At 38.8% G+C, this 26,106-nt stretch carries 24 protein-coding genes; all 24 read left to right on the top strand.

All coding sequences use genetic code 11. The annotated features are described in order from the left end of the window. Positions 1-140 precede the first annotated feature (140 nt). The 24 genes from rfbA to MUF05_03250 all read left to right on the top strand — a co-directional run bounded on the left by rfbA (position 141) and on the right by MUF05_03250 (position 26,103). Positions 141-1,010 (top strand): glucose-1-phosphate thymidylyltransferase RfbA, encoded by an 870-nt coding sequence (rfbA, locus tag MUF05_03365; protein MCU0666116.1) that lies wholly within the window; start codon positions 141-143, stop codon positions 1,008-1,010. Beyond that, positions 997-1,821, top strand: coding sequence for a sugar nucleotide-binding protein (locus tag MUF05_03360; GenBank protein MCU0666115.1), 825 nt, complete (start codon positions 997-999; stop codon positions 1,819-1,821). The genes rfbA and MUF05_03360 overlap by 14 nt, the downstream gene beginning before the upstream one ends. After that, positions 1,806-2,786: a dTDP-glucose 4,6-dehydratase gene (gene rfbB / locus MUF05_03355; GenBank protein MCU0666114.1), complete on the top strand. Its 981-nt coding sequence runs from the start codon at positions 1,806-1,808 to the stop codon at positions 2,784-2,786. The genes MUF05_03360 and rfbB overlap by 16 nt, the downstream gene beginning before the upstream one ends. 4 nt (positions 2,787-2,790) lie before the next feature. Further along, positions 2,791-3,780, top strand: coding sequence for a GDP-mannose 4,6-dehydratase (locus MUF05_03350; protein MCU0666113.1), 990 nt, complete (start codon positions 2,791-2,793; stop codon positions 3,778-3,780). Next, positions 3,777-4,733: an ATP-grasp domain-containing protein gene (locus MUF05_03345; protein MCU0666112.1), complete on the top strand. Its 957-nt coding sequence runs from the start codon at positions 3,777-3,779 to the stop codon at positions 4,731-4,733. Before MUF05_03350 ends, MUF05_03345 begins: the two co-directional genes overlap by 4 nt. A gap of 2 nt (positions 4,734-4,735) precedes the next feature. Then, a complete protein-coding gene (locus MUF05_03340) occupies positions 4,736-5,770 on the top strand; it encodes a glycosyltransferase (protein ID MCU0666111.1) in 1,035 nt (344 codons plus the stop codon). Positions 5,771-5,933: 163 nt separating this feature from the next. Continuing rightward, entirely contained in the window at positions 5,934-6,341 is a 408-nt protein-coding gene (locus MUF05_03335; GenBank protein MCU0666110.1) for a hypothetical protein, read from the top strand. A 3-nt stretch (positions 6,342-6,344) separates the two neighbouring features. Continuing rightward, the gene (locus MUF05_03330; GenBank protein ID MCU0666109.1) at positions 6,345-7,346 is read left to right on the top strand and encodes a glycosyltransferase family 2 protein; all 1,002 of its coding nucleotides are present in this window, start codon (positions 6,345-6,347) and stop codon (positions 7,344-7,346) included. Positions 7,347-7,348: 2 nt separating this feature from the next. After that, entirely contained in the window at positions 7,349-9,016 is a 1,668-nt protein-coding gene (locus MUF05_03325; protein ID MCU0666108.1) for a glycosyltransferase family 39 protein, read from the top strand. Between the two features lie 73 nt (positions 9,017-9,089). Further along, positions 9,090-9,797: a class I SAM-dependent methyltransferase gene (locus tag MUF05_03320; GenBank protein MCU0666107.1), complete on the top strand. Its 708-nt coding sequence runs from the start codon at positions 9,090-9,092 to the stop codon at positions 9,795-9,797. Then, positions 9,784-10,539, top strand: coding sequence for a glycosyltransferase family 2 protein (locus MUF05_03315; GenBank protein MCU0666106.1), 756 nt, complete (start codon positions 9,784-9,786; stop codon positions 10,537-10,539). The genes MUF05_03320 and MUF05_03315 overlap by 14 nt, the downstream gene beginning before the upstream one ends. Further along, positions 10,523-11,482 carry a class I SAM-dependent methyltransferase gene (locus MUF05_03310; protein ID MCU0666105.1) on the top strand — a complete coding sequence of 320 codons (960 nt, stop codon included), beginning with the start codon at positions 10,523-10,525 and terminating at the stop codon, positions 11,480-11,482. The genes MUF05_03315 and MUF05_03310 overlap by 17 nt, the downstream gene beginning before the upstream one ends. A 20-nt stretch (positions 11,483-11,502) precedes the next feature. Further along, complete coding sequence (locus MUF05_03305) at positions 11,503-12,159, top strand: methyltransferase domain-containing protein (protein MCU0666104.1); 657 nt, start codon at positions 11,503-11,505, stop codon at positions 12,157-12,159. A gap of 181 nt (positions 12,160-12,340) precedes the next feature. Further along, complete coding sequence (locus tag MUF05_03300; protein MCU0666103.1) at positions 12,341-14,002, top strand: hypothetical protein; 1,662 nt, start codon at positions 12,341-12,343, stop codon at positions 14,000-14,002. Between the two features lie 86 nt (positions 14,003-14,088). Beyond that, on the top strand, positions 14,089-14,724 hold the full coding sequence (locus tag MUF05_03295) for a polyprenol monophosphomannose synthase (protein MCU0666102.1): 636 nt from the start codon (positions 14,089-14,091) through the stop codon (positions 14,722-14,724). Between the two features lie 73 nt (positions 14,725-14,797). Next, positions 14,798-16,996: a hypothetical protein gene (locus MUF05_03290; GenBank protein MCU0666101.1), complete on the top strand. Its 2,199-nt coding sequence runs from the start codon at positions 14,798-14,800 to the stop codon at positions 16,994-16,996. A 40-nt stretch (positions 16,997-17,036) separates the two neighbouring features. After that, a complete protein-coding gene (locus MUF05_03285; GenBank protein ID MCU0666100.1) occupies positions 17,037-17,429 on the top strand; it encodes a four helix bundle protein in 393 nt (130 codons plus the stop codon). Continuing rightward, complete coding sequence (locus MUF05_03280) at positions 17,419-18,225, top strand: hypothetical protein (GenBank protein ID MCU0666099.1); 807 nt, start codon at positions 17,419-17,421, stop codon at positions 18,223-18,225. The genes MUF05_03285 and MUF05_03280 overlap by 11 nt, the downstream gene beginning before the upstream one ends. Positions 18,226-18,233: 8 nt before the next feature. After that, positions 18,234-24,407: an FG-GAP-like repeat-containing protein gene (locus tag MUF05_03275; protein ID MCU0666098.1), complete on the top strand. Its 6,174-nt coding sequence runs from the start codon at positions 18,234-18,236 to the stop codon at positions 24,405-24,407. Between the two features lie 56 nt (positions 24,408-24,463). Then, the gene (locus MUF05_03270) at positions 24,464-24,799 is read left to right on the top strand and encodes a hypothetical protein (protein ID MCU0666097.1); all 336 of its coding nucleotides are present in this window, start codon (positions 24,464-24,466) and stop codon (positions 24,797-24,799) included. Between the two features lie 243 nt (positions 24,800-25,042). Next, positions 25,043-25,324, top strand: coding sequence for a type II toxin-antitoxin system Phd/YefM family antitoxin (locus MUF05_03265; GenBank protein ID MCU0666096.1), 282 nt, complete (start codon positions 25,043-25,045; stop codon positions 25,322-25,324). Then, positions 25,317-25,577, top strand: coding sequence for a type II toxin-antitoxin system RelE/ParE family toxin (locus tag MUF05_03260; protein ID MCU0666095.1), 261 nt, complete (start codon positions 25,317-25,319; stop codon positions 25,575-25,577). Before MUF05_03265 ends, MUF05_03260 begins: the two co-directional genes overlap by 8 nt. A gap of 93 nt (positions 25,578-25,670) precedes the next feature. Continuing rightward, positions 25,671-25,904: a CopG family transcriptional regulator gene (locus MUF05_03255; protein MCU0666094.1), complete on the top strand. Its 234-nt coding sequence runs from the start codon at positions 25,671-25,673 to the stop codon at positions 25,902-25,904. Next, the gene (locus tag MUF05_03250; GenBank protein MCU0666093.1) at positions 25,891-26,103 is read left to right on the top strand and encodes a type II toxin-antitoxin system RelE/ParE family toxin; all 213 of its coding nucleotides are present in this window, start codon (positions 25,891-25,893) and stop codon (positions 26,101-26,103) included. Before MUF05_03255 ends, MUF05_03250 begins: the two co-directional genes overlap by 14 nt. Positions 26,104-26,106: the final 3 nt, after the last annotated feature.

Raw genomic sequence — 26,106 nt, 5'->3', positions numbered from 1 at the left:
CAAGGCATTAGTTATCTTCTTGATGACCCTGTGCAGGTATATTTAGAATTTATGGCATATTTAAGAAAATCAACTATGACAAAAAATCGTCCATTCCGTAAAATTAAGGGTAATAATTTTAGATTATAAAGGAGAATTTTATGAAAGGGATTATTTTGGCAGGCGGAAAGGCAACGCGGTTATACCCGGTTACCCGCGCGGTATGTAAACAGCTTTTACCGGTTTATGATAAGCCTATGGTTTATTATCCTTTATCGGTATTAATGCTTGCTGGGGTACGCGATATTCTTCTTATCTCTACCCGTGAAGATGTTCCAAGGTTTCGTGATCTTCTTGGCGATGGAAGCAAATTAGGGATCAATATTTCTTACGCTGTCCAGGATAAGCCCCGGGGCGTAGCGCATTCCTTGATCATGGGTGAGGATTTTATCGGCAAAGACAGTGTGTGCCTTATTTTAGGGGATAATGTTTTTTATGGGGATAAGCTGGGGGATTGTTTAAGAAGTTTCAGCCGCCTTAAAAAGGGTGCCGGCATATTCGGCTATTATGTTAAAGATCCGCGCCAGTATGGAGTTATAGAATTCAATAACAGAAACAAAGTTCTTTCTATCACAGAGAAGCCTCTTAAGCCAAAATCAAATTACGCGATTACCGGGCTTTATTTCTTTGATAGCCGCGCGGCAGGCTTTGCCAAGAGCCTTAAGCCATCCAAAAGAGGCGAGCTTGAAATCACGGACGTGATTAAGAAGTATCTTAAGGAAGGCACATTAAGCTTACAGCTTCTGGGCCGGGGGTATGCCTGGCTTGATACGGGAACTTGCAATTCATTAATAGACGCCTCAATGTTTATAAGGACCATAGAGGAGAGGCAGGGGCTGAAGGTCGGCTGTATTGAAGAAATCGCCTATCGCATGGGTTTTATTAATAAAAAGTCTTTACTTGCTTTAGCGGATGAGGTTAATACTGGTTATGGAGAATATTTGTTAAAAATATCAGATGAAGAAAAATAAAATTCTTATTCTCGGAAATGGTTTTATCGGCAAACGCCTGCAAGAATCTTTTAAGTGTGCGCTTTCTAAAGCAAGAATCAACAGCTTTTATGACGCAGAGCGCGAAATAAATAAATACAAGCCGTCGATTATTATCAATTGTATCGGTAGTACAGGAAGGCGGAATGTGGATGACTGCGAATTAGATAAAGATGCCACGTTGTTCGCCAATACTTTTGTGCCGATAATGTTAGCTGAGGCATGCTTGAGAAACGGCATTAAGTTAGTTCATGTTAGCAGTGGCTGTATATATCACTTTGATTATAATAAAGGCCGCCCTATAAGGGAAAATAATATCCCTGATTTCTTTGGGCTTTTTTATAGTCGTAGTAAAATCTACACGGAAAGAGCATTGAATGTCTTGGCTGATAAATGCGCAGTTTTAATTGTAAGGATTAGAATCCCATTGGATAATAGGTTGCATCCAAGGAATATACTTTCAAAATTAATTACTTACAAGGAAATTATTGATATTCCAAATTCTATTACCTATATTCCTGATTTTATCGCGGCATTAAGGCATTTAATTAGGATTAATGCTTCCGGTATTTATAACGTCGTAAACAAAGGCGGCTTAAGATATCCACGGCTTTTAAATATCTATAAAGGGCATAAACCGGATTTTAAGTATAAAATTATTAATTATAGGAAATTAAAATTAGTGCGGACTAATTTAATTTTAAGCACGGCGAAATTGGAGAAAACTGGTTTTAAAACAAGGCACATAAATGAGGTTCTAAAAGAATGCGTAGAGCAATGCATAAGTTGTTAGTTACCGGTGGCGCGGGGTTTATTGGAAGTGAATTTGTGCGCCAGGCTGTAAAAAGATCCTATAAAGTCATTGTTGTGGATAAACTGACCTATGCCGGAGATTTGGAAAGATTAAATGAGGTAAAAGGTAAATTTAAATTCTATAAAGTTGATATTTGTAATAAGAATAAAATAGGCCAGGTAATCAAAAGAGAAAAACCGCAGGTTATTATCAACTTTGCGGCTGAAACGCACGTAGATAGAAGTATTGTTTCAAGCGATCCGTTTATCCAAACTAACATAAAAGGGACAAAAACACTTTTAGATTTAGCGCGTGAATATAAAATAGAAAGATTTATTCATATATCAACAGATGAAGTGTATGGGGATATAGAAAAAGGTAAATTCCGTGAAGATTTTCCGCTTAAACCCAACAGTCCTTATGCCGCTTCAAAAGCCGCAGCGGATTTGTTGATCAAGGCTTATGTCAGGACGTATAATCTGCCGGCGATTATAGTGCGGCCGTCTAATAATTACGGCCCCTGGCAGTATCCGGAAAAACTTATTCCTTTGGTAAGTTTAAGGGCGCTGAATAACCAAAAGGTTCCGGTATATGCTCGCGGGCAAAATATCAGGGAATGGCTTTATGTTTCTGACTGCGCCAAAGCGATAATGCTTATTCTTGAAAATGGCAAGCTTGGAGAAGTCTATAACTTAGGAAGCGCGCAAGAGAAAAAGAATATTGATGTGGTTAAAAGCATTTTGCGCATACTTAATAAGCCTGAATCTTTAATAGAATTCGTCGCAGATCGTCCCGGCCATGACTTTAGATACAGCCTTGATTTTGCTAAAATTCGTAAACAAACAGGCTGGTGTGCGCAAATAGGGTTTCAGGACGGGATATCCAAAACCGTTAATTGGATATTAGATAATCCGAAATGGATGAAGAAACATATTGGCAAGAAGCTGTCCATCAAGTTTAAATAAAACTATGCTAGAATATCGCAATAAAAATATTTTAATTACCGGGGGGCTTGGTTTTATCGGGAGTAATTTGGCTATTGCTTTGATTAAGGCCAAAGCCAAAGTTACTATCATTGATAATAAACAGCCAAAACTTGGGGCAAACATTTTTAATATTTATCCGGTTAAGAATAAAATCAAGATAGTTATTGCCGATATTCGTTCCTCCAGCGCTATGAATAATTTGGCCAAAGGAAAAGATTATATATTTCATTTAGCCGGACAGGTTAGTCATGTGGATAGTATAAAAAATCCCATAAAGGATTTACGCATTAATGCCGAAGGCACCCTAGTGGTTCTTGAAGCCTGCCGTAAATATAACCGTGGCGCAAGAATTATTTTTTCGGGAACCCGCGGGCAATACGGTTCAAGCGTAAGATTACCTGTTGATGAGGACCATCCCATGAATCCCAAAGGCGTGTATGCCATAACTAATCTCTGCGCGGAGAAACTAGTGATGGTTTATGATGAAATCCATAAGATAAAGTCTATTGCTTTACGTATTACTAATACCTATGGGCCTCGTCATCAAATGATGCATGACGAGTATGGGGTATTGAATTGGTTTATCCGCAAGGCGATTGATGACCAGGAGGTTCCTGTTTTCGGCAATGGCCTGATTTTGCGTGATTTTCTTTATGTTGAAGATCTAGTGGAGGCATTATTGGAATGCGGGTTATGCGATAGGGCCTATGGCAATATTTTTAATGTGGGTAGTGGCAGGCCGACAAATTTTGTGGAGCTTGCCAAGATTATTATTAGGATCACCGGAAACGGAAAATTCAAGTTTACGGTTTTCAGCAAGGAGAGAAAACAGATCGAGCCAGGCGATTATTATGCGGATATTTCAAAGATTAAAAATGTTGTTGGCTGGAAACCGCGTGTAGAACTTGAACAGGGCATAAAAGACACAGTAGACTACTATCGGAAATATAAAATACACTATTGGAGAAAATGATAAACGTTTTAATTACTGGCGCAGGAACAATTACGGCAAATAATGTAATTAAGGCTTTACGGGAAGACCGGAATATTAAAATTGTATCAACCGATATAAATCAAAGAAGATTTGTTAGTGGTGCATATTTTAGCGATGAATTCTATCAGGTTCCGTTTGGTGTTGATAAGAGGTTTATCCCCAAATTGCTTGGCATAGTAAAGAAAGAAAAAATAGATGTTGTCATTCCAATTATTGATGAGGAGTTTATTCCGATTGTTGGGAATATCATAAAGTTTGAGAATCAGGGAGCGAAAGTACTTATTTCAAATTTAAATACCATTGAGATTTGCACAGATAAATATAGGACGTTCTTATTCTTTAAACAGAATCATATTCTTACCGCACCAACATTTCTCCCTAGTCAGATATCTTTAATCAAAAATTCTGATTTTCCGGTTATTGTTAAACCAAGAAGTGGACGAGCAAGCATTGGAATAGTGAAGGCATATGATAAACAGGGTTTAGCTTCTATATTAAACCATAATAATAATGTTGTAATACAGAAGTTCATTAAAGGTGAGGAATTTACTATTGATGTCTTGGCGGATTTGAATTATGCAGTAAAGACGGCAATCCCGCGGAGGCGTGTTGAAGTAAAATCCGGAGTTTCGTATAAAGGAGTCACTGTAAACGATCAGTGCTTAATCAAACAAGCCGTATCTATTACAGAAAAGTTAAGAATTTTTGGGCCAGCTAACCTTCAGGCTATTAAAACTAAAGACAAATACTATTTTATTGAAGTAAATCCTAGATTTTCTGGTGGGCTTGCTTTAAGTGTTGCTGCAGGGGTAAATATTCCATTGTTAGCAGTTGATGCAGTGTTAGGGAAAAAGATTGTTTCGTCGTTTAAGTTTAAAGCAGGGCTTAATATGATTCGCTATGTTAATGAGAAATTCTTCCCAGATAGATAATAATGAATAATCGCAAGAATATTAAAATATCTGTTTCCATACCCGTATACAATTCTTCTAAATATCTAGAATTATGTCTAAAAACAATATTTGATCAAGATTATCCTCCTGATCTTATAGAAGTTTTAGTGGTTGATGGTGGCTCGTGTGATAACACTTTGGATATAGCGCGTAAATATAAAACAATAATTCTCAATAATTCTAAACGCCTTGGTGAATATGGAATGCGGATTGCTATAGAAAATGCAACTGGAGATTTAGTAGTTATATTTGCCGCTGATAATGGTCTGGTTGGAAAGAATTGGTTAAAAGACGTTGCCGAGGGTTTTTCTAAATATCCGGATCTGTCATGTGTATGGGGGAAGATGGTAGCTGCTAAACAAGACCCTATGATTATGAGATATTATGAGCTGATCCAAAGCGAGCCTTTGGCACAGTTTTTAAACCGCAATTTAGACGCTTATCTAAAGAAGGCTTCTGTTGAGATAATAAACGCCCGAAACTATAAGATTTTTGATGTCGATCCCTGCAGGCCTCTTTGTTGGGGTGCCAATGGCATTGTTTACCGCTTAAAAGACGTAAAACATCTTTTTTTAGGCGAAAAATATATAGGAGATAATGAGGTTTTTCAGCGTATGGTGGAAAGCGGTAAGAATAAGGTCGCCTATTCTTATGATTTAAATATTTATCATCACACTGTAGATTCAATTTGGCATTGGGTTAAGAAGTGGAAGCGTAATTATACTCAGATTTTTCTTGAAACTCGCCACGAAAGAAGAATTGATTGGTTTTATTGCGGTAATTTCCGGCTAAAGATGTTTTTCTGGCTTATTTATAGTTTAGTTCCTGTATTTTCTTTTGTTCATTCGCTTTATCTTATGATTCGAGATAGAAATATTTACTGGTTGTTCCATCCCTTAATGTGTTTTTTGCAGACTGTTACGTATCTATTTTGGACATTTGCTTTGCCTAAAGGCAGAAGGTCTTTATTTGAACACATATTTAAAACTAATATTTATGAGGTGACCAATGTCTAATTTTAGCCAGGATCTAACTCGCTTTATGGAATGCAATAAATTGTCCAATAAATTCATTAATAGGTTGGGAGCGGTATTTTGTTTTTTAAGTCTTCAGATTATTTTAAGCTATAGAATACGATGTTGGTTGGCAAGGCATGGGTTAGGTATCTTTGAGATTATTATGATGAAAATAGAAGAAATCATATGCGGGTCTTCTGTATTGCGTTACTATGGAGTTAAAATTGGCCCAGGGTTATATATGCCGCATCCATTTGGTATTGTTATCGGCGGTGCCACGATTGGTAAGAATTTTACCATTGCTCAGCATTGTACCATTGGCGGTAGGCATCCGGTTGGTGCGTATGGGGTGACGCCCGTTGCTTGGGATTCTAAGGAGCGCATAAATATTGGAGACTGGGTCTTTATGGGCGCAGGAAGCTGTATTTTGGGACCAGCTAACATAGGGGATAATGTGATTATTGCAGCTAACAGCGTTGTTGTTGGCGATCTTCCTTCTAATATCATGGTAGCAGGATCTCCAGCTAAGATAATAAAGCATTTAGAACCGATCTCAAATAAAGAGGTTTAAGTAATGCAAGACTCGCCTTTAGTAAGTATTATAATTGTTAATTATAACGGCAGGAAGTATCTGGAGAATTGTTTTAATTCCTTGCGCAAGATGAATTATAAGAATTTTGAGGTAATTCTTGTTGATAACGGATCTGAGGATGATAGTGTGGATTTTGTAAAAAACCGTTATCATGAAGTTATTGTTTTGCCCATAGGAGATAACCTTGGATTAGCATGCGCAAGCAATAGAGGCGCACAGGCTTCTAAGGGCAGTTACCTTTTCTTTCTAAATAACGACACGATTGTAGATCAGAACATAATTAATGCATTAGTAGAAAAAGCCGAATCCGATCCTAAAATTGGAGTTTGTGCATGCGATGTTTTTACCTATGATGGCAAGGATAAAATTGGCATGGGTCTTTCTTGTGATAGATTTGGGTATCCATGCGGTAATTTAGGGCCACTTTTTTATCCTGATGCAGCGATCTTCATTCGAAGGAGTGTTTTTGATGAAATCTCAGGTTTTGATGATAAACTTTTTCTTTACGGAGAAGACCGAGATCTGTGTTGGAGGGTATTACTACAAGGATATCGTATTGAGCCGGTAAAAGAAGCTTTTTTTCGCCATGATTCTGCTTGCACAATGATAGGAATGGTTAAATATAAGAGTAATATTTGGAAGAGGTATCTGGGTGAACGCAATTTAATAAGATCTATGTTAAAGAATTATTCTACGAGTTGGCTTTTTTTTATGTTATTTCAATATTTTATATTAAGCATGGCAGAATTAGGCTTATTGTTGGCTAGAGGTGAGTTTAAAGTAGTCAGGCAGGCTTATATCAAGGCTTATGCATGGAATATAAAGAATTTTCCAAATACTTGGGATGAACATAAAAGAATTCAAAGGATTCGTAAGGTTTCTGATTGGTTTATGCGCAAACAAATGGCTCGGCAGATTGGTAAGGTTCAAGTTTTGAAATGGATGGGGATTCCGGAATTTGAAGCTAAAGTCTATAAGGTTTGAATATGAAATTATTAGCTTTGATGCGAAAGTACGATAGCAATTTTTGGTTTATTTTCCTTGTCTATTCCGCTTTACGCCTTTTCTTGCCGTTCCAGGCCTATTGGATTTGGGGGGATGAGGCTAAATATCTGGCTTGCGCCAGAAGTTTTCCTTTTAATAGAATGTTTAATCATTCTTTCTACGACTATCATCCCGTATTCTATCCTTATATGATCAGGTTTTTTAATATTTTCTTTAATGATCACATTGCGGCAATTGCTGTATCATTTTTCTCAAGCGTAATCTTGTTCTTTGTGATCTACCATCTTTTTATGTTGTTTGGCTTAAAAAAATCATCAGTGTATATGGCCTTGGTCTACTTGGCTTTTAATAATATTCTCATGTTTTATTCTAAGTTGATTTTTAGATATGAGCTATTTGTGTGTCTGTTTTTCTTAAGTTTTTACATGTATGTTAAAGGTTTAACTACTGCCAAATATCGGTTTCTTCTTTTATCGGCGATTTTTGGGGGATTGACCTTTATGACTTCGGATATAATGCCGTTTACATTGTTGCCTGTTTTGCTGGGAGCTTTTTTTATCTTCAGGTTTAATCCCCGCGATAAATTATCAGTGCAGATCAATAAACTTGTTCCCATATTCCTAATTGTTGCAATTTATTGCTCTTGTGTCATTTTGCCAAAGTACATTATCTATACGACCCATACCTATTACGCTGGAGGGTTGGAGGGAAGAATAGAGAGGGTATGTGAGTTTGGGTTAAAACAACTTTTAAATCCAATATATTTCCCAAATAGTAATGCGGTATGGGGCGATATGGTGTTTCGGGTTAACTTTAATTTTTCACACATTGCAGAAAAGTTGTTTCAGCTAGTAGAGTTGCATAAGTATCGCGGGATATTCTTTAGATGGACATTGTTGATCCTGATGGTCATACCGGTTTTTTTATTGCTTTCAAGATTCTTGTTCCCCTTCGGTAACCCTTTAAGGGTTAGGTTGAAGATTCTAAAAGAGCATAGGGTAGATGTATATCTATTTATTATTGTTCTTGGAATTGTTTACCCCGTTATTTATGAAGGAACTAATCCTAGGTACTCCATCGCTGCGATTCCTTTTATGGCATATTTTCTTGTTAGGGGTATTGAAATTATATTTTCATTAAAGCAGCTGAAGTTAGTAGCCAATCGCAGGCTTTTAAAATATATTGCGCTAATTACAATTTTCGCTTTAGCTGCTTTCACATTAAAGCGAAGTCATAATTTTATCTTTACTTTAGGCAGGGTAGAGGCATGCGACAAGGCAGGAGAATTTTTAAATAAACTTCCTAAGGATGGAGTATTGGCAGAAGGCCTTTTATCAGACGCCCTGGTTTATAATTGCAATAAGCGAGTTGTTACTTTGCCCCGTTCGTCAGTATCCGGAGCTGCTATCGAACAAACGGATCTTTCAATTAAGATTTTCGATTTACACTATATATTGCTTAGTGAATTTTGGAAGATAGAATCACTTGCTTATCCGGCTATTCATTATATAAGAGGTAATCCGGATAAATTCAGGTTAATAGGCACTGTATATGAAAATTATGATAAAGGCGTTTCTTCAAATGCAATTAGGCGTTCAGATTTTTTTTATATTTATGAAGTTCAGGAAAGTTTCTTTAGCGGCAAATAACTTTTAACTGTTAATGGCAAATTTTATTCCTTTAAAGAATTATTTATTTTATTGTTTTGACAAAATACTTATTATGTATAAACTTACGTGGCCATTTCTTGATGTTGGTTGTGGTGTAGGTGATCTGTCAGCTTATTTATCATTGAAGGGTTGGAATGGAAAGGCTATTGATATATCCGAAGCCGCCATCAATAAAGCTAAAATTAACTTGGCGTTATGTCCGCAGGTATTAGTGGAGAAGAGGAGCCTGTTTAGCGAAGAGCAGTATTACAATACAATATTTGCATGGGATGTTGTTGAGCATATTTCAGATGACCAAGCTTTCTTAAAAAAAATTTCATCACTTTTGTTGCCTGGAGGATATGCCTGTTTTTGTGTGCCAAGTAACCCTAAAGAATGGAGATGGGACGATGACTTCTACGGCCACATGCGCAGATATACTACAGAAGATTTGAATAAGAAATTAATAAATGTAGGGTTGACGCCGATTATTTCTTGGGATGTCACATATCCTGTTTTTTGGAGTATGCGCAGGTTCTATACTTTTTTTAAGAAACCGCCTAAGGATATTGCCCCAAATAAAGCTGTTCGAACAGAAAATAGCACTTTAAACAATGCTTGGGATCTTCCTCTGGCTTCTAGGATCCTAAACCGGCAATATTTGTTTTGGAAAATATTGTATAATATGCAATTTAATTGTTGTAGACAATCAATTGATCTGGGGCATGAAATGTTGGTCCTTGCGCAGAAAAACACAGGAGGCAGGAATGCCAACAACTAAAAATTCTAAGGTTGTAATTGTTATGCCGGCTTACAATGCCGAAAAAACTCTGCTTGCTACTTACAATGCTATACCGCCTCATAGCTATGACGAAATTGTGCTGGTTGATGATGCATCAAAGGATTTAACCTGCGAGTTGGCCCAGAGTTTACACGTACATCTTATAAAACATCCGGTTAATAAAGGCTATGGTGCTAATCAAAAAACATGTTATCGAAAGGCATTAGATTTGGGTGCAGATATTATTATTATGCTTCATCCCGATAATCAGTATGACCCCCGGCTGATACCTAATATCGCTTTACCAATTAAAGAAGGACAGGCTGATGTTGTTTTAGCTTCTCGATTTATTCGTGATCCTTACGATGGAGGTCCGCTAAAAGGGGGGATGCCGTTTTATAAAATTATCGCAAACCGTATTTTAACTTGGTTTCAGAATATGTGCATGGGTACATACTTCAATGAATTTCATACTGGTTATAGAGCCTTTTCCCGGGAAGCTCTTGAATCTGTTAAATGGTGGCTTAACTCGGATGATTTTGTTTTTGATAATGAAATTATAGCTCAGATGGTGGTGAAAAGGCTCATTTTCAAAGAGATTCCGGTAGTTACGAAATATTTTAAAGAGGCCAGCTCGATAAATTTTGCGCGATCAGTAAAATATGGGCTTGGGGTATTAAAAACTAGCATAAAGTATGTATTGCATACAAGGAATATCCGCAGATATGAGCAATTCCAGTGATTTTCTTTTAGATATACGCCCGCAGTGTAAACATGAAAGATCGCGAGTTTTATATCGCATTAATGATTATTCTGTAGTCGAATGTGAAGATTGTGGATTTAGAAAAACACATCCTATCCCAGCATTTAATAGCATAGAGGAGATTTATAATAAGAGGTTCTATTTTGGCGATCAGTCTAGGAGATTCCGGACTATTCCAGAAATGATAGTTAGGTTTTTTAGATTCTTCAGAGCGTTCAAGATTTTTATATTCTATAGGCCAAAACGCATTCTTGATGTTGGGTGCGGGCGTGGATTAATGTTGTTTTATCTAAAGAAATATTTTAAGGCTACTTTTGTTCTTGGAACGCAGTTTTCGGATCCGGCGATTAAGTATGCAAGGGAAAAATTAGGGTTAGAAGTACGAAAGGGGGATTTGCGAGAATTTTTTAAAGAAATTCCTAATAATCTAGACATGATTTCTTTCTGGCATGTTCTTGAGCATATTGATGATGTAGAAGCGTATATTTGTATTAGCTATGAACTGTTGAGGAAAGGTGGCAGGTTATTAATTGAAGTTCCCAACAGTGAGAGTTTCTCCCAAAGGTTAACAGGTAAGTCCTGGATTGGCTGGGATTTGCCAAATCACCTGACTCATTTTACTAATCAGTCTCTGACTAAGTTGTTGACGGAACATGGTTTTACGATAACAAAAAAAAGATATTTTTCATCTGAATACAGCATTTTTATGACTATGCAAAGCTTTTTGAATAAAATCTCTGGTCAGCAGAATTTATTTTATAACTTTCTTTGTGTCGGAGGTGTCGGCCGCAGATCGTTTTCTGAATTTATCGCACATGCTTTATTGGCAATCGTGTTATTGCCTCTTGCTTTTGTTGCAAATGTTATTCTTGGCAATACCAGGCATGGTGAAGTTATTCATTTTATCGCACACAAACCATAAATACAAATTTTGTTTCATATATGCAAATAAACTTCAATAATTTTTTTATCGGTAATCCACATAAAGATGGTAGATATTATCTTTATGATTGGGAGCATTTGAAAGAAAAATATGTTTCCATTGTGAATAAGGAAATGATTGTTGTTGAGATCGGATGTACATATCCTCAAAAAACTTATGATTTAGCTCGGCATTGCAAGATGCTACTAGGGATAGAGATTGATAAAAGCCGGCTGGTGAAGCCGGAAAAGAACATAAAAATAATTAATGCTGACTGGCAGAATTTAGGTAGCGTGCTTAAGGAGAACAGCGTAGATATTGTTGTAAGCTCGCATGTGCTTGAGCACGTTCCTGATGATTTAAAAGTTTTAAATGAAACATATAAGGTTTTAAGAAAAGGCGGCGTTTTATTGCTTATAACTCCCAGTCGGACGCGGTTGACGCGCAGCATTGCTAAACTTGTCTTTATGGAAAGTAAGTTTATCTATCCAGAACATTTAAGGGAATATTCGTATGAAGAGCTTCTGAAGTTAGTTTCAAGATCGGCATTCTCGGAATACCGTATTAACAAGACTGTACTCGGCTTGCATAGCGGTAAATTCATGTGCTATCTTAAGAAAAGTCCCGCAATATTAGACAGATTTACTAATTTCTTCGAAGCAATATTAATAAAATAGTTTCTTAAATCATTTCTACTGTGAAAACATGACGCCATTCACTAAAAAAATAAGTCTATTTTTTGTGTTCTTGGTAGTAATTTTCTTGGTCACCTTCCCATGGCTAATAAATATACTTAATTTTATTCCTGGTTTTCAATCCACTGACGAATCTTTTGCTGTTTTGCAAGGATTTTGGTGGTTGAAGCATTCATTTCTAATCGGCAAACCGCTGACGCTTGAGATTGTTACTGCCTATCCTTTTGGGCTTCAGCACGACGCATTTTCTATTTATCCTCTTTGGCTTCATTTAGCAAAGTGTCTTTCGATAATCGGCAATGAAGTGTTAGCATTTAATTTGGTGTTGTTTCTTAATCTGCTATTATCATTGATCGCGATGTTTTCGCTTTCTTATTATCTGACAAAAGATTATTTTTCCAGTTTTATTTCGGCTATTATATATGCGCTGTGTCCATATCAATTCGCGCGCATCTGGCAGCATTTTGCACTGACTTTTACAGCAGGGATGCCTTTCTATATTCTCTGTATGATAAAGTTATATTCCTCTGGCAAAGTAAAAGATATGTTTCTTTGCGTGCTCTCATTTTTCCTGGTTATTGTTTTTGAGCTTCATTATGCAGTGTTTATGTTTGTAACGACCGCAGCATTTATTACTTATATGCTTATATTTAGGAGGGGTCCGCTAAAACTTAATAAACTTAAAGTTTATTTGAATGCGTTTTTCTTGACAAGCGTACTTTCTATAGTCGCTATATTACCTTTTTTAATAAAGATTTTCTGGACGGTAAAGACTGCTAAGCCTTCCGCGTTTAGTATTGTTCGTCCATTTGAAGATTTGTTTGCTCAATCCGTCCACCCTTTAAGCTATTTTCTGCCATCTGCGGTACATCCTATGTTTGGAAAATTTACCCAGCAATTTGTCGGGACAAGTTTATACGGGGTAAGTTTTACTGAGCATACGCTTTATTTGGGTTGGGTGCCAATTATTTTGGCCTTTGTTGCGTTCAAAAGATACAGGAGTAAACAGCTGTCAGCTGTCAGCTGTCAGCTGTCAGCTGAAGAAAAAAAATATATTGGATTTTTTGTTTGCTTGGCTGTTGTGGCGTGGTTTTTTTCTCAACCTCCATGGTGGAATATATTTGGCCTTAAGTTGTATATGCCGTCTTTTTTTATGTATAAAATCTTACCTATGTTTCGCGCCTATTGCAGGTTTGGGATTGTGGTGATGTTGGCGGTTAGTGTTTTGGCAGGTTTCGGGCTTAAATTTATCCTGGAACGATTTAGATCTAATAAGACAAAAATTGCTGTAGCTATTTTAGCTTGTGGTTTAGTTTTATTTGAATTCTGGAATTGGCCGCCTTACAAGGTAATAGATGTTTCAACTTTTCCTTCAGTTTATGCTTGGCTTAAAGCTCAAACCGATGATATTGTTATAGCCGAATATCCTTTGGATGCCAGTTCTCCTAATGAGCTGTATAAGTTGTATCAGACTAAACATGAGAAGAAAATTATCAATGGGACTATCCCCGGCACTTATGCTAATAAAGTTGCTCAAAAGCTTGTGAAACTCTCAAGCCCAGATACAGTTTCGATGTTGAAATGGATGGGGGTAAAGTATGTTTTGGTGCACCATAAAGGCTATTTAAAAACCGGTTTAGCTGAAGATAGAGATGAATTGTTTTTAATCCCAAGAAATCCGGGGTTAAAGCATATTGGAACATTTCCTCTTGAAAACTGCCCCAATGAAAAGATTATGTGCATTAAAGATCCAGGTCAAATTGATGTATATGAGGCGGTAACAGATAAAGCCATTGATCCGCGTCCGTTGGTAGACGGTAGCTAGAAAACTAAAGGTAAAAAGTGCAGAATGTAAAGTTAGCAGAAAACTCCTTTTCAATTATTATCCCTACCTATAACGAGTCGGAAAACATGCAAGATATTTTGTCCCGCATTAAATCCGCCCTTCCCCAAGACCAATATGACTTTGAAATTCTTATGGTTGACGATAATTCTTCGGATAAAACCGCGGATATCGCTGAAAACGCGCTTGGTAATTGCGGCAGGGTGATTAGAAGGAAAGCTGTCCGCAGCCTTTCCTTATCAGTTCTTGATGGGATAAACCAAAGTAGCAATGATCTTGTCGTTGTAATGGATGCTGATGGCAGTCATCCCCCCGAACTTATTCCTGAAATGATAAAGGCCATAAATCAAGGGCACGATTTGATAGTGGCAAGTAGATATGTAGCGCACGCAGGTTCAAGTGGTTTCCCATTAAGTCGCAAGCTTGTATCGCGTTTTGCCTGTTTTATTGGAAATCTAGTTTGCCCTATACGAGATAATACTTCCGGGTTTTTCTGTATCAAGAAAGAATCCTTGAATGGCGTTATTCTTACTCCCAGAGGGTTTAAAATAGGCTTAGAGGTGTTTGCTAAAGCTAAATATCAAAGCTATAAAGAAATTCCCTATATTTTTGTTAATCGTATCAAGGGGAAAAGTAAACTTGGCATAGGCGCTATTTTTGACTATTTGGTTCAAGTGTTGAGATTGTTAGGTGATAGAAAATAATTAAAAACTTGGATTTCGTGCTTTGTATATGCTATACTCCCTTATCTGCCACGGAGTACAAGAAGGGAAGGGCATGGTAGAAGCTATAAAAAAGTTTTTTGTTCTATACTTAATAGCATTCTTTCTTAGCTTTCCACATTGTTACGCTTTAATAATTTCATCCCCCATAGTAGTTAGCCCTTCTACAATATTATCTATTCCCCCTAACACCGACCGCAATATTTCCTATAACTATACCGCCCCAACCGGAACATACGCAAGCATACAAGAAGCAGGACTTTTTATCGGTAGCAGTTCTACCATAAGAAATAATTCAGTTTATGTTTATTATCATCAAAGCACAAACAAGCTTTACCTGCGCAACGATTCCGACACCCAATGGTTAGGCGGCTTTACGCCAGGCTCAAATAATATAATTGAAAATTCACAAGTCCGCCTTAACTGCGCCTTAACCCGCGTGATCAAAGCTAGCAGCACTCTTAGTGTCAGCTGGTGCCTGAATTTCAAGCTTTCCTTCTCAGGAAAACGATACCTAGCCATGATATCCAAGAAATTAACCTCAAGTCCAACTGTATCATGGGCCCCATGCCCGAATATCCAGATAAATTCCCAGCCCCTAACAGGCCTTATAGCTGCGGCATCCGGAATGAACAAAATCAATGTTCCTGTAACATACCTAACAATATATTCTGATCCCGACGGCTGGCAGAATTTAAACAACGCATGCCTTTTAATCTTAGACGCCACAACTAATGCCTATATCGGCTATTTTTATTACAACCAAAACACCAACCGTATTTACCTGCGCAATGATACAAATTCCGCATGGTTGGGCGGTGTTATCCCAGGGGCAGAAGCAATAATCCAGAACTCTTTTGTTAGCCTGAATTGCGCAAAAACTACCGTAACCGGCTCCGGAACAAGTATCTTTATCCGCTGGCAAATAACCTATAAAGACCAGGCTGTGGGTAATAAAAAACTCTATGTATCATCTACTGATGATCTTTCTGCATCAAGCGCGTTACTGCAAAGAGGATGGTGGAAAGTTACTGACTCCGGAGAAACTATCGGACAAGCCGGAGGAGAAGTAACATCCTCTGACGGGAAAATAAAATTAATCATCCCCTCTGGCGCGTTAACTTATAGCGCTTTCATCTCATTAGAGAATCAAAAAACAACTCTTTCCGGCTCTGCCCCAGAAGGAACCGGGCTCTTAAGCGCGGCAGAATGCTTGCCTTATGGCTTGGTATTCAGTAAGCCTGTGCAATTAATCTACACCTTACCCAAAGCAGAAGTCCCGGGCACTGAAACCGAGCTTGGGCTTTATGACGCAAACCAATTAAAAATTATCCCCACCGGGCAAATCTCCCAAGTTAATGCTGACGGGTACACAGTTAAATTCCTGCTGCAACACTTCTCAACTTATGCCGCGTTAAAAAGTTTAGCTCCCCAAAATACTCCTATTGGTTCAGCAGTGAGAATTCCTTTGCCGGATCTGTTTACCGGAGCTTTTGGACACGCCATTCCCATAACTGTACCCTCGGGAAGAAAAGGGATCCAACCTGCGTTAGGATTAAGTTACCGCTCTTCAAACCCCAATTCCTGGACTGGAGTTGGATTTAGCCTTAATCCCGGCTACATCACCCGCTCAACGCGGCTTGGGCCGCCATCCTACATTGATACCCAAGATACCTTTTATTTTATAACTGATGCCGGAACAACAGAATTGGTGCATTTAATTGACAACCTCTATCAGGCAAAGATAGAATCCGGCTTTAACAAATTCTTTAAAGAATCTGATGACTCTTGGCGCATCTTAGGCAAAGACGGAAGCGTAATTTACTTAGGCCAAAGTTCTGAATCCAAAGAAGGCTCTAGTAAGGGAACATTTAGCTGGTATATTACCAAGGCCATGGATATAAACGGAAATTACCTTACCTATTCCTATACCAAAGACCAGGGTAAGTCTTATCTTAGCCTTATAAATTACACCGGACACACATCAGGGATTTCTCCCACAAACACTGTAGAATTTACATTAGAAGATAGGACTGACATTCCTTCAAGTTATATCTCAAGCGCTAAGATTGCCACAGCTAAGCGCTTAAAAGAAATACTAGTTAAAATTAAAGGAGACTTAGTCTGGCGCTACGAATTGGAATACGCCTACAGCCCAGATACCAACCGCTCGCTGTTAAAGTCAATCAAGCAGGTTGCTGCGGATGGGAAAGCGTTGCCGGAGCAGAAGTTTGGGTATCAGGCGGGGAAGTAGACAGAAGTCAGAAGACGGAAGACAGAAATAAAAAGAAGACATGGATAATCAAGGGATTAAAAAGGCACTGGATTTAAAGGTTTACCAAATGTCTTACAAATTGGCCATGGAAATATTTGAATTAACCAAGAAATTTCGTAAGGAAGAAACTTATTCATTGACTGATCAGATACGAAGATCTTCTCGATCGGTGGCTATAAATATTAGAGAAGGATTTGCCAAAAGAAGGTACGAACAATTGTTTATTAGGCACCTCAATGACGCACTTGGATCAAGCGAAGAAACGCGAGGCTGGTTAGATTTTTCTTTAGATTGCCAGTATATTTCAAAAGAAGATCACGATAATTTGAATATTCAGTATGACCAGCTCAACGCTATGTTGTATAAATTAATGACTAATTGGAAAACTAAGGAGGTCTTAAATGAAAATTAGAACTCGATGCTTTGTTTTTTCTGTCTTCTGTCTTCTGTCTTCTGTCATCTGTCCTTTAACCTACGCAGCTGTTCCTCATCTCTTAAATTACCAAGGCCGGCTCACCGACCCAAGCGGCGCGCCGTTAAACGGCTCCTACGCGATTACCTTTCGTATTTACGACGCGGAAACTGCCGGAAATCTACTCTGGGAGGAAACCCAAGCCGGAGTATTAGTTCAGAAAGGAATCTTTAATATTCTTCTTGGATCAGTGACTAACCTTGGACTTGCTTTTGACAAGCCATATTTCTTAGAAATTAAAGTGGGAAATGAAGTAATGAATCCAAGACAGAGAATTGCTAGTGCTGGGTATGCAATAAGAGCGGAAAAGGCAGAAGACGCAAATACAGTGGGGAATGTAGGCGTAAGTACAGCGCCAGTCGCAAATAAAATATTACCTCTGGATAACAATGGAAAAATTCCTCAATCGGTAATAGGTTTAAAAACTTACGATAGCGGTTGGTTTGCTGTTACTACTGGAACAAAATATGATAGAACTCATAACTTAGGGACAACCAAAGTTATCATCCAGATATATATAGCCCAAAATTCTGACGGTAGTGGATGGTGCACAACAGAAAGGCAGTTGTTTGGTTTTGATCTGCAAAGAGGAATTGTAATGTGCGGGCTAACTAATACTACTATATCCATTAGAACCGGGATACATGGAATAATGGTTAACGTATTAAACGCAGCCGGTAATGAAATCACTGGGAATAATTGTTACGCAAGAATAATAATGTTAGCCCTTGAATAACAATAATTATGCTTAAAAGAATCCTCTCGCTAACTCTAATTTTTCTTCACCTAGCCACCTTTGGCCCGGGAAGAGAGGCGCTGGCATTTATCTCGCAAAGCGCAAGCTACAAACTTACCTCTGGCATTGCTCAAGGAGGGCAAGCGCAATCTTCAATATCTACCAAGCTTCCCTTGGCAACTATCGGCGAGCCAATCTTAGGCAAATCAACAAGCGCCAACTTCACTCTAACAAGCGGTTTTGTGGCTACCTTGCAATCCAATCCGCCTGTCTTAACCCAAAAAATCCCATTTCAAACCTGGCAGAAAAACACCAAAAAAGAATCTGCATTTGATCTAGACAATTATTTCTCCAGTCCTGACGGCAGCAGCTTAACCTATACCGTCTCTGGAAACTCTAATATAAAAATCTCCATAGACCCTGCAACCCACATAGTAAGTTTTGAACAGCCCGAAGGCTACATCGGTTTTGAGAAAGTCTATTTCACTGCCACTGACAGCGAATACAATTCTACCAAAAGCAACAAGGTTGCTCTTCGCGTAGAAGACCCAATTGGCCCAGACAAACCTGCCATCATTGATATGGCAGTTACTCCCTCAATAATCAAAGAAGGCGGCACCATTACGCTTTTTGTTACTGCCCAAGACCCTGACGCAGGGAATTTGGTTTTTACCTACAACAACTTCTTCACCGAAACCCGCCGCTGGCAGGAAAACGGGTTTTGGTATTCTGAAGCCACCTGGCAAACAGGAGCTAATTCCAATGGCCACTATTTAGTAAAGGTAACCGTAACTGATCCCACGGGCCTATCTGACACAGATGAAATAACCATCAACATCGGAAACTCCAATAATCCGCCGGTAATTTCACCAATAGCTGATATTACCGTAAACGAAGGCCAAACCGCGGTAATTAACCCGCAAGCCACAGATGCTGACAGCGACCCAATAGTCTTTTATTTTTCCTCGCCCTTTAACACTCAAGGTTATTGGTTAACAGATTATAAAAGTTCTGGCACATACAATATCATCGTCACTGCTTCAGACGGAATTGACACTACAAGCACCACTTGCAAAGTAACCATCAACAACATAAACGGCCCGCCAGAAGTAAAATTAGAATTGTCCAAATACACAGTAAGCCCTAATGAGCAGTTTGACATAAATATTACCGCCTCTGACCCGGACAATGACACGCTTACCTATATAATCAAAAAAGATACTACAGAACTTGAATCCGGAAATATCACCAATACCCATACTGCCAATACCTCATTTACCAATATCGGCGACCACAAAATAACTGTTATTGTCACTGACATAAACGGCCTATCTACAACCAAAGAGCAAGGTGTAGATGTTGTTGATCCTAATGCCGACAGAAACGCGATTAACCCGATCATGGGAGATTTTAACGGCGATGCCTTAACTGATTTGGGCCTTCATAATTCCGACAGCGGCACTTGGGAAATCTGCCTGTCCGATAAAGGAATTTTTAGAAACGCGGTGGATTGGACAACTGGTTTTGGTAATTCCCGCGACTGGTGGCCCATAGGCGGGGATTTTAATGCTGATGGCAAATCAGATATCGGTGTTTACAATAATGCTACCGGTGAATTAAAAATCGCCTATTCCACAGGCTCAAGCTTTACAACCGGCACAACAGTATTAACTGTGCCTTTCGCTAGCTACTCCTGGCAGCCGGTAACCTCAAACTTTAATGCTGACAAATACACTGATTTTGCCCTCTATAACAAAGACACAGGCGAAATAAAAGTTGCCTTAGGAAGCGCAACTGGCTTTGGAGAATTTGCTACTTGGGCTACTCTTGGCACTGGTTACACTGCCACATCCGGTGACTTCAATGGCGACGGCCTAAGTGATATCTTATTACTCAAGAAACAAGGCGGGGAAGTCCGGGTTGCCTTTTCTAATACCAGCGCCTTTGTAGATGAAACTAACTGGGCGTCTGGTTTTGCCTCAGAGCAAGATATCATTCCAGCTGATTTTAATAATGACGGCCTAACTGATCTTGGCTATTGGGACAAATCCGGTAACTGGTATTACGCTCTCTCAACTGGCAACAAATTCATCCCTCAGGCTGATAAATGGCTGGAATCTTTCGGCTCTTCCAATGATGAATCCGCCACCGTTGGGGATTTTAACGGCGATGGAGTAACTGACGCCGCCTGCTTTGACCGAGATGATCAAGGTATTAACCGCTGGAACACTAAACTATCTACCAACAAGCCAGCAGATCTTTTAACCGACATTGATAACGGTATTGGCGGAAAGACCAAAATCGTGTATACCTACGCCGCAACCGGGGACAATCCGGTTCTGCCATTTCCGGTCTATGTGGCAAATTCCGTATCTTCCATAAATACTATTGGCCTGTCACCTGCAACCTATACTCAAAACTTCATCTTTTCCGGAGGTTATTACGACGCCTTAGAGCGCGAATTCCGCGGCTTTGCCAAAGTTACAGTTAAAGACCCCATAACTAAGAATTATAGCGAAACTTACTTTTATCAAGGAAAAACCCCAGAGCAGGACGGTGCTTTAAAGGGCCAGATAGAAAAAATCATCTCTTATGATGGAAACAATTGCAAAATAAGCGAAAGCATCAATACCTATGAAGTAAAAAAATCCGGCTCATCCACTAATCTCTTAGGCTTTCCCTATGTTAAAGAACAAAATACTACTGTCTGGGAAGAAAATACTACCAGCCTCTCTACAAAGCAAACCTTTGATTATGACAATATTGGAAATGTTATTACGACTCAAGAATACGGCGACTTAGATAAAACTGGCGATGAAAAATCTATTCTTACAAATTACGCCCAAGCCTACACAGTTGGCACTAACGGACAGGGTTTTAACCGACCTACAGAAACTATTCTCAAAGATAAAGATTTAATTACTGTTTCCCGGAAAACTTTTGAATATGACATTAAGGGAAATCTATTTAAAGAAATATTATACATCACTAATCCTATCACAAGCACGCAAACTACAGCTTCCACAACATATTTCTATGATATGTTCGGTAATCTTACTACTACAACCAACGCCAAAGGAAATAGTGTTATTACCGAGTATGAAACCGAATTCTACACTTACCCCAGCAAAGTTAGCAATGCTTTGGATCAAAGTATTGAATATACCTACGACACGCGTTTTGGCGCGGTAAAGACTGTCAAAGACACAAATGGCGTTGTTACCCGGACTTCTTATGATTCCTTGGGAAGAGTAGAATACGTTAAAAACGCTAAAGATGAAATAACTACTAGTTACAGTTATCCAGATTTCAATACCAAGATAACTACCAAGCCCGGCGGATTCTACAGCAAGGAATATATTGACGGTTTAGGCAGAAAATACAAGACTGTTTCACAAGGTGAGGATGGAACAGGCCCAAGAGAAGTAACTAGCGAAGTATATTTTAACAATAGAGGCCTAAACGAAAAGGAATCCTTAGCCCATTACATAGATGAATCCGAAGATAATATTTCTTACATTGTCTATGAATACGATATCCGCGGCAGAGTTAAGAAAACCATATCTGACTTCCCGGGTACCCTAAAGGACGCCGAAGCTAGTGTTAGTTATATTACACCTGTTTACACCGAAACTACTGACCCGCGCGGCAAACGAAAAGGAACCCTCAAAGATATTAACGGTAATCCCATTGAAATTACAGAATTTACTTCCGATGGAATATTTAAAACCAAATACGACTACGATATCCAGAATAACCTTATCAAGACTACTGACCACTACGGAAATATTACCCAGATATTCTATGACTCTTCCGGAAAAAAACTAAAGATGATTGACCCGGATATGGGAACATGGAGTTATGAATATGATGAACTAGGTAACCTTGTCAAACAAACTGATGCCAAAAACCAAGTAATAACTTTTGAATATGATGTTCTTAATAGATTAGTAAACAAGCAGATGTCAGATGTCGGAGGACAGAAGTCAGAAGTTAGCTATATATATGATGATACCTCAAAACCAAATTGCATAGGAAGACTCTCCAAAGTAAATGATGGATACTCTAAAACTGAATTTTTCTATGACATCTTAGGAAGAGAAACCAAATCCACTAAGACCATCAATGACACCGACAGCTTCTCTTATACAGTAGAGCGCGAATACGACATCTTAGACCGCTTAACCAAGCTTACCTATCCTGATGGTGAGGTGGTTAACTATGCCTATGATACAAATTCAGGGCTTTTGGAAAAAGTTTATAATAATACCAACACTTATGTCAAAGATATAACCTACAATGCCAAAGGACAAATTAAAAATATTTCTTACGGAAATAATACCAAAACCGAATATACCTACGGGCAAGATTTACGGCTATCCAGAATCCAGACGACAGAAGTCAGAGGACAGACAAATCTACAAGACCTAAACTACGACTTTGATTCAAACGGTAACATTACTACCTTAACTGATAACCTTACCTCAAATATAAGGCAATATGATTATGATGATTTGGACAGATTAATCCAAGCCCGCAATACCCCAAGCCCACAAGGCGGATACACTGATTTTTATTTCCGCTATGATGCAATCGGAAATATGACCTATAAGTCAGACATAGGTGAAATGCGCTATGAAAGCTCACGGCCGCACGCAGTTACTTCTGCCAACGGCTATTCCTATGATTACGATGCCAATGGCAACATGATCTCTCATAAAGGAAGAAGATTAATCTACGATCTGGAAAATCGCCTCACCCATGTAGTAAATGGCCCCTGGACCGAAGATTACATGTATGACGGCGATGGAGGAAGAGTTCGTAAGTCAACTTATGACAATACCGGAAAAGCAGACCTCACAACTTATATCGGCTCATTGTATGAAGTGCGCTCCACAACCGATAGTCCAAAAGCAATAGTTAAGCATATCTTTGCTGGAGCTAATCGTGTATGCACGGTTACGAAGAATGAGGGAGGAGGGACGAAAGACGTATCCTTCTATCATTCTGACCATTTAGGAAGCTCTAATGTAATTACTGATGCAAATGGGAATTTGGCTGAACATTATGAATACATGCCCTATGGACAAGTTGCTTCGTCCATCGTCTCTCGTCCTTCATCTCTGGTAACCCATAAGTTCACCGGCAAGGAACTGGACGCAAGCGGACTCTACTTCTACGGCGCACGGTATTATGATCCAGAGATCGGCCGCTTCATCACCACCGACACCATCGTCCAAGCTCCCTACGACCCCCAATCGTTGAACAGATACAGCTATTGCAGGAATAATCCGCTGAATTATGTGGATCCTACCGGACATAGCTGGTTTAGTAAGTTCTGGAAGGCAATATTTCAGCCAGTAATTAGTTTTATAGCTGCAGTGGTTACTGTCTTCTTCATGCCGTCTTTTGCTCCATTAATCGCGCAATATGGCTTTATGAACGTAGCAGGCACTGTTGGAGCTTCGGCAGCCGGGGCTTCAGGGATATTAGGCACCGGAGAGGGTAGGAAATTTACTAAATGGCTTGGGAAAGAAGTCTTTGATGATATTTTGGGAATGCCGCCGGGAGTTGCGAACTTCTTTTCGTCATTAGTGTCACATACCGTTCTTGCTTCTGGTATTTTTATGGGATTGTCTTCCATAACGATGCCTGCTAATACTAGCGGCCCCAATTATACTAAGCCAGAAAATCAAGGCGGTGAATTTGCTGACCTTGGAAAAGATATTAAATTAGGAAGAGGAGGTTCTTCTGCGAATTATCTTAAATCGACTGTTGAAGATGGCTCAAGTTTAACGGCAAAATTTGATTACACACAACAAGGTCTCGTTGCTTCTGATATAGCTTTTAAAGGCACGCCAGGCGTAGAACAAGTAATGTCAGCATTGAATATAAGACACACCGCAGCTTTAGTAAATTTTAATGGTAAGCTATGGGATTCAGCAGTTAATACTTCGTTAATATCACCGTTAAAGGGAGCAATTTATGCTATGCCTTGGACTGCAACTTGTCATCAGGCTACATTCAATAGCTTGATGGCAGGGGGCATGAGCGCAGCAGGCGCATTTGGTGCGACTTTATCCCAAGGAACCTCTTCTTATGTTATTTCAACTTCTATATACGGTATTAATGGTGGATTTGGAATGTCTGGAATCGCCAATGCAGAGGTAGATAAAAAATGAGGGAATTATTATTTGTAATTATTTTTTTAACTATTAACCTGGTCCCTTGTTATTCAATGGAAAAGATCGATAAAACATTAACAGATAGGGCAAAAAGGCAGGTAGATGAATCAGTGAAAGAAGCGAATAAGCGAGAACAATTTTGGCGAAACAATATTGAAACAAAAATTTATGTAGGCATGACCATCGATGATTTTAAGAATTTATTCCGCGATTATATTACGAAAGAGGAGGGAAACGTTATATATTTTACTGAGCCAGAAACCGGGGAAAAATCTCGCGTAACTTTTACTGATGGTTTACTTTCGAAATATGAACGTTTCGGAAGATGGTATGGGATTTATGGCACAGGTAGTTATGGAGATATTACCTCTGTATTAAGAGAAAAATAAAAAGATACATACGGTTTCCGTTTTGTTCGGGATACCGTCTCTGAGTCGTTCCTGAAAATGAAAATGCTGAAAAGAGCATTAATTTTTTTTGTGCTTAGGCTTGATTGGATGTGCTACCAGCGGATTTGCAAGAATAAAGGGGACGGTTGTACTAGCTCAATAATTCGGTAACCTTTTGGAGTTTATCAAAAGGTTTTGACAAAGTATACATAATAGTGTATACTTTGTCTGGAGGTGAAAAGTATGGTAAATACGATCAGTTTAAAGAAGCTGCGGCCGGAGTTACCGGCGGTTATCAAGAATATTGACTCCAGACTAGACCGCTATGTTGTGATTAAAAGAGGAAGGCCAGTCGCGGTAATGATAAACCCGGATGATTTCGAAGGTTTACTTGAAACAATTGAAATCCTTTCTGATAAAGATGCGGTAAAACGGATCCGAAAAGCAAAAAAGGAAATAGCCGCGGGTAAAACTATATCAATGGAGCAGTTGCGCCGCAAATTAGAGAAGAAGGCAAATGTATAAAATCGAATTTTCTCATAGCGCATCCAAACAGCTTGAGAAGATTTATACAATTGATAAAAAACTCTATTCCCGCTTGATAACCGCAATAGAAGGCCTCAAAATAAATCCCTTGCAGGGGAAAAGCTTAAAAGGAAGGCTTTTTGGCGCATATTCACTTCGCATAGGAGATTATAGGGTTATTTATATGATTCAGAAAAACAAGCCGGTAATCTACATTATTGACTTGGGCCATAGAAAGGAAATTTATAGATAGCTTGAAGTGTGCCTGCCGGCAGACATGAAACATCTTGACATTATGACATTATGACATTATGATGCTATTCTTTCCTCGTAAGATAAAGGAGGAATGAATATGTTAACAAAACGTTCTACCATATATTTTGACCCGGCAATCCACAGAGTGCTTAAGTTTATGGCCATTGAAACCGACCAGTCTATTTCCGATATTGTTAATGCGGCTATCCGCCATGAACTAGCAGAAGACCAGGAAGATTTGGCTGTATTTGCCAAAAGGGCCAAAGAACCAACCATATCTTACGAAGCACTCTTGAAGAAACTAAAAGCCGATGGGAAGATATAAGGTAGAGATTAAAAAATCCGCGGCTATTGAGTCTCTTTCCGAAAACCCTCGCCCGTACGATTGCAAGAAATTATCCGCTGGGGAAAAATATCGTGTCCGCTGTGGGAATTACCGCATTCTCTATTCTATTGAGGATAAAATCTTGATTGTTTATATCGTTAAGGTGTGGCATCGCAGAGATGTCTATAGGGCTAACTAAGAA

The organism is Candidatus Omnitrophota bacterium (genome assembly GCA_025453395.1).
Classification (GTDB): domain Bacteria; phylum Omnitrophota; class Gorgyraeia; order Gygaellales; family Profunditerraquicolaceae; genus JAlOQK01.
This window is presented reverse-complemented; position numbering and strand designations above follow the sequence as displayed.

Excerpts from the sequence above, each read along its gene's own strand:
- rfbA (MCU0666116.1), top strand. The coding sequence starts at position 141 with ATGAAAGGGATTATTTTGGCAGGCGGAAAGGCAACGCGGTTATACCCG.
- MUF05_03360 (MCU0666115.1), top strand. The coding sequence starts at position 997 with ATGAAGAAAAATAAAATTCTTATTCTCGGAAATGGTTTTATCGGCAAA.
- rfbB (MCU0666114.1), top strand. The coding sequence starts at position 1,806 with ATGCATAAGTTGTTAGTTACCGGTGGCGCGGGGTTTATTGGAAGTGAA.
- MUF05_03350 (MCU0666113.1), top strand. The coding sequence starts at position 2,791 with ATGCTAGAATATCGCAATAAAAATATTTTAATTACCGGGGGGCTTGGT.
- MUF05_03345 (MCU0666112.1), top strand. The coding sequence starts at position 3,777 with ATGATAAACGTTTTAATTACTGGCGCAGGAACAATTACGGCAAATAAT.
- MUF05_03340 (MCU0666111.1), top strand. The coding sequence starts at position 4,736 with ATGAATAATCGCAAGAATATTAAAATATCTGTTTCCATACCCGTATAC.
- MUF05_03335 (MCU0666110.1), top strand. The coding sequence starts at position 5,934 with ATGATGAAAATAGAAGAAATCATATGCGGGTCTTCTGTATTGCGTTAC.
- MUF05_03330 (MCU0666109.1), top strand. The coding sequence starts at position 6,345 with ATGCAAGACTCGCCTTTAGTAAGTATTATAATTGTTAATTATAACGGC.
- MUF05_03325 (MCU0666108.1), top strand. The coding sequence starts at position 7,349 with ATGAAATTATTAGCTTTGATGCGAAAGTACGATAGCAATTTTTGGTTT.
- MUF05_03320 (MCU0666107.1), top strand. The coding sequence starts at position 9,090 with ATGTATAAACTTACGTGGCCATTTCTTGATGTTGGTTGTGGTGTAGGT.
- MUF05_03315 (MCU0666106.1), top strand. The coding sequence starts at position 9,784 with ATGCCAACAACTAAAAATTCTAAGGTTGTAATTGTTATGCCGGCTTAC.
- MUF05_03310 (MCU0666105.1), top strand. The coding sequence starts at position 10,523 with ATGAGCAATTCCAGTGATTTTCTTTTAGATATACGCCCGCAGTGTAAA.
- MUF05_03305 (MCU0666104.1), top strand. The coding sequence starts at position 11,503 with ATGCAAATAAACTTCAATAATTTTTTTATCGGTAATCCACATAAAGAT.
- MUF05_03295 (MCU0666102.1), top strand. The coding sequence starts at position 14,089 with ATGCAAGATATTTTGTCCCGCATTAAATCCGCCCTTCCCCAAGACCAA.
- MUF05_03290 (MCU0666101.1), top strand. The coding sequence starts at position 14,798 with ATGGTAGAAGCTATAAAAAAGTTTTTTGTTCTATACTTAATAGCATTC.
- MUF05_03285 (MCU0666100.1), top strand. The coding sequence starts at position 17,037 with ATGGATAATCAAGGGATTAAAAAGGCACTGGATTTAAAGGTTTACCAA.
- MUF05_03280 (MCU0666099.1), top strand. The coding sequence starts at position 17,419 with ATGAAAATTAGAACTCGATGCTTTGTTTTTTCTGTCTTCTGTCTTCTG.
- MUF05_03275 (MCU0666098.1), top strand. The coding sequence starts at position 18,234 with ATGCTTAAAAGAATCCTCTCGCTAACTCTAATTTTTCTTCACCTAGCC.
- MUF05_03270 (MCU0666097.1), top strand. The coding sequence starts at position 24,464 with ATGGAAAAGATCGATAAAACATTAACAGATAGGGCAAAAAGGCAGGTA.
- MUF05_03265 (MCU0666096.1), top strand. The coding sequence starts at position 25,043 with ATGGTAAATACGATCAGTTTAAAGAAGCTGCGGCCGGAGTTACCGGCG.
- MUF05_03260 (MCU0666095.1), top strand. The coding sequence starts at position 25,317 with ATGTATAAAATCGAATTTTCTCATAGCGCATCCAAACAGCTTGAGAAG.
- MUF05_03255 (MCU0666094.1), top strand. The coding sequence starts at position 25,671 with ATGAATATGTTAACAAAACGTTCTACCATATATTTTGACCCGGCAATC.
- MUF05_03250 (MCU0666093.1), top strand. The coding sequence starts at position 25,891 with ATGGGAAGATATAAGGTAGAGATTAAAAAATCCGCGGCTATTGAGTCT.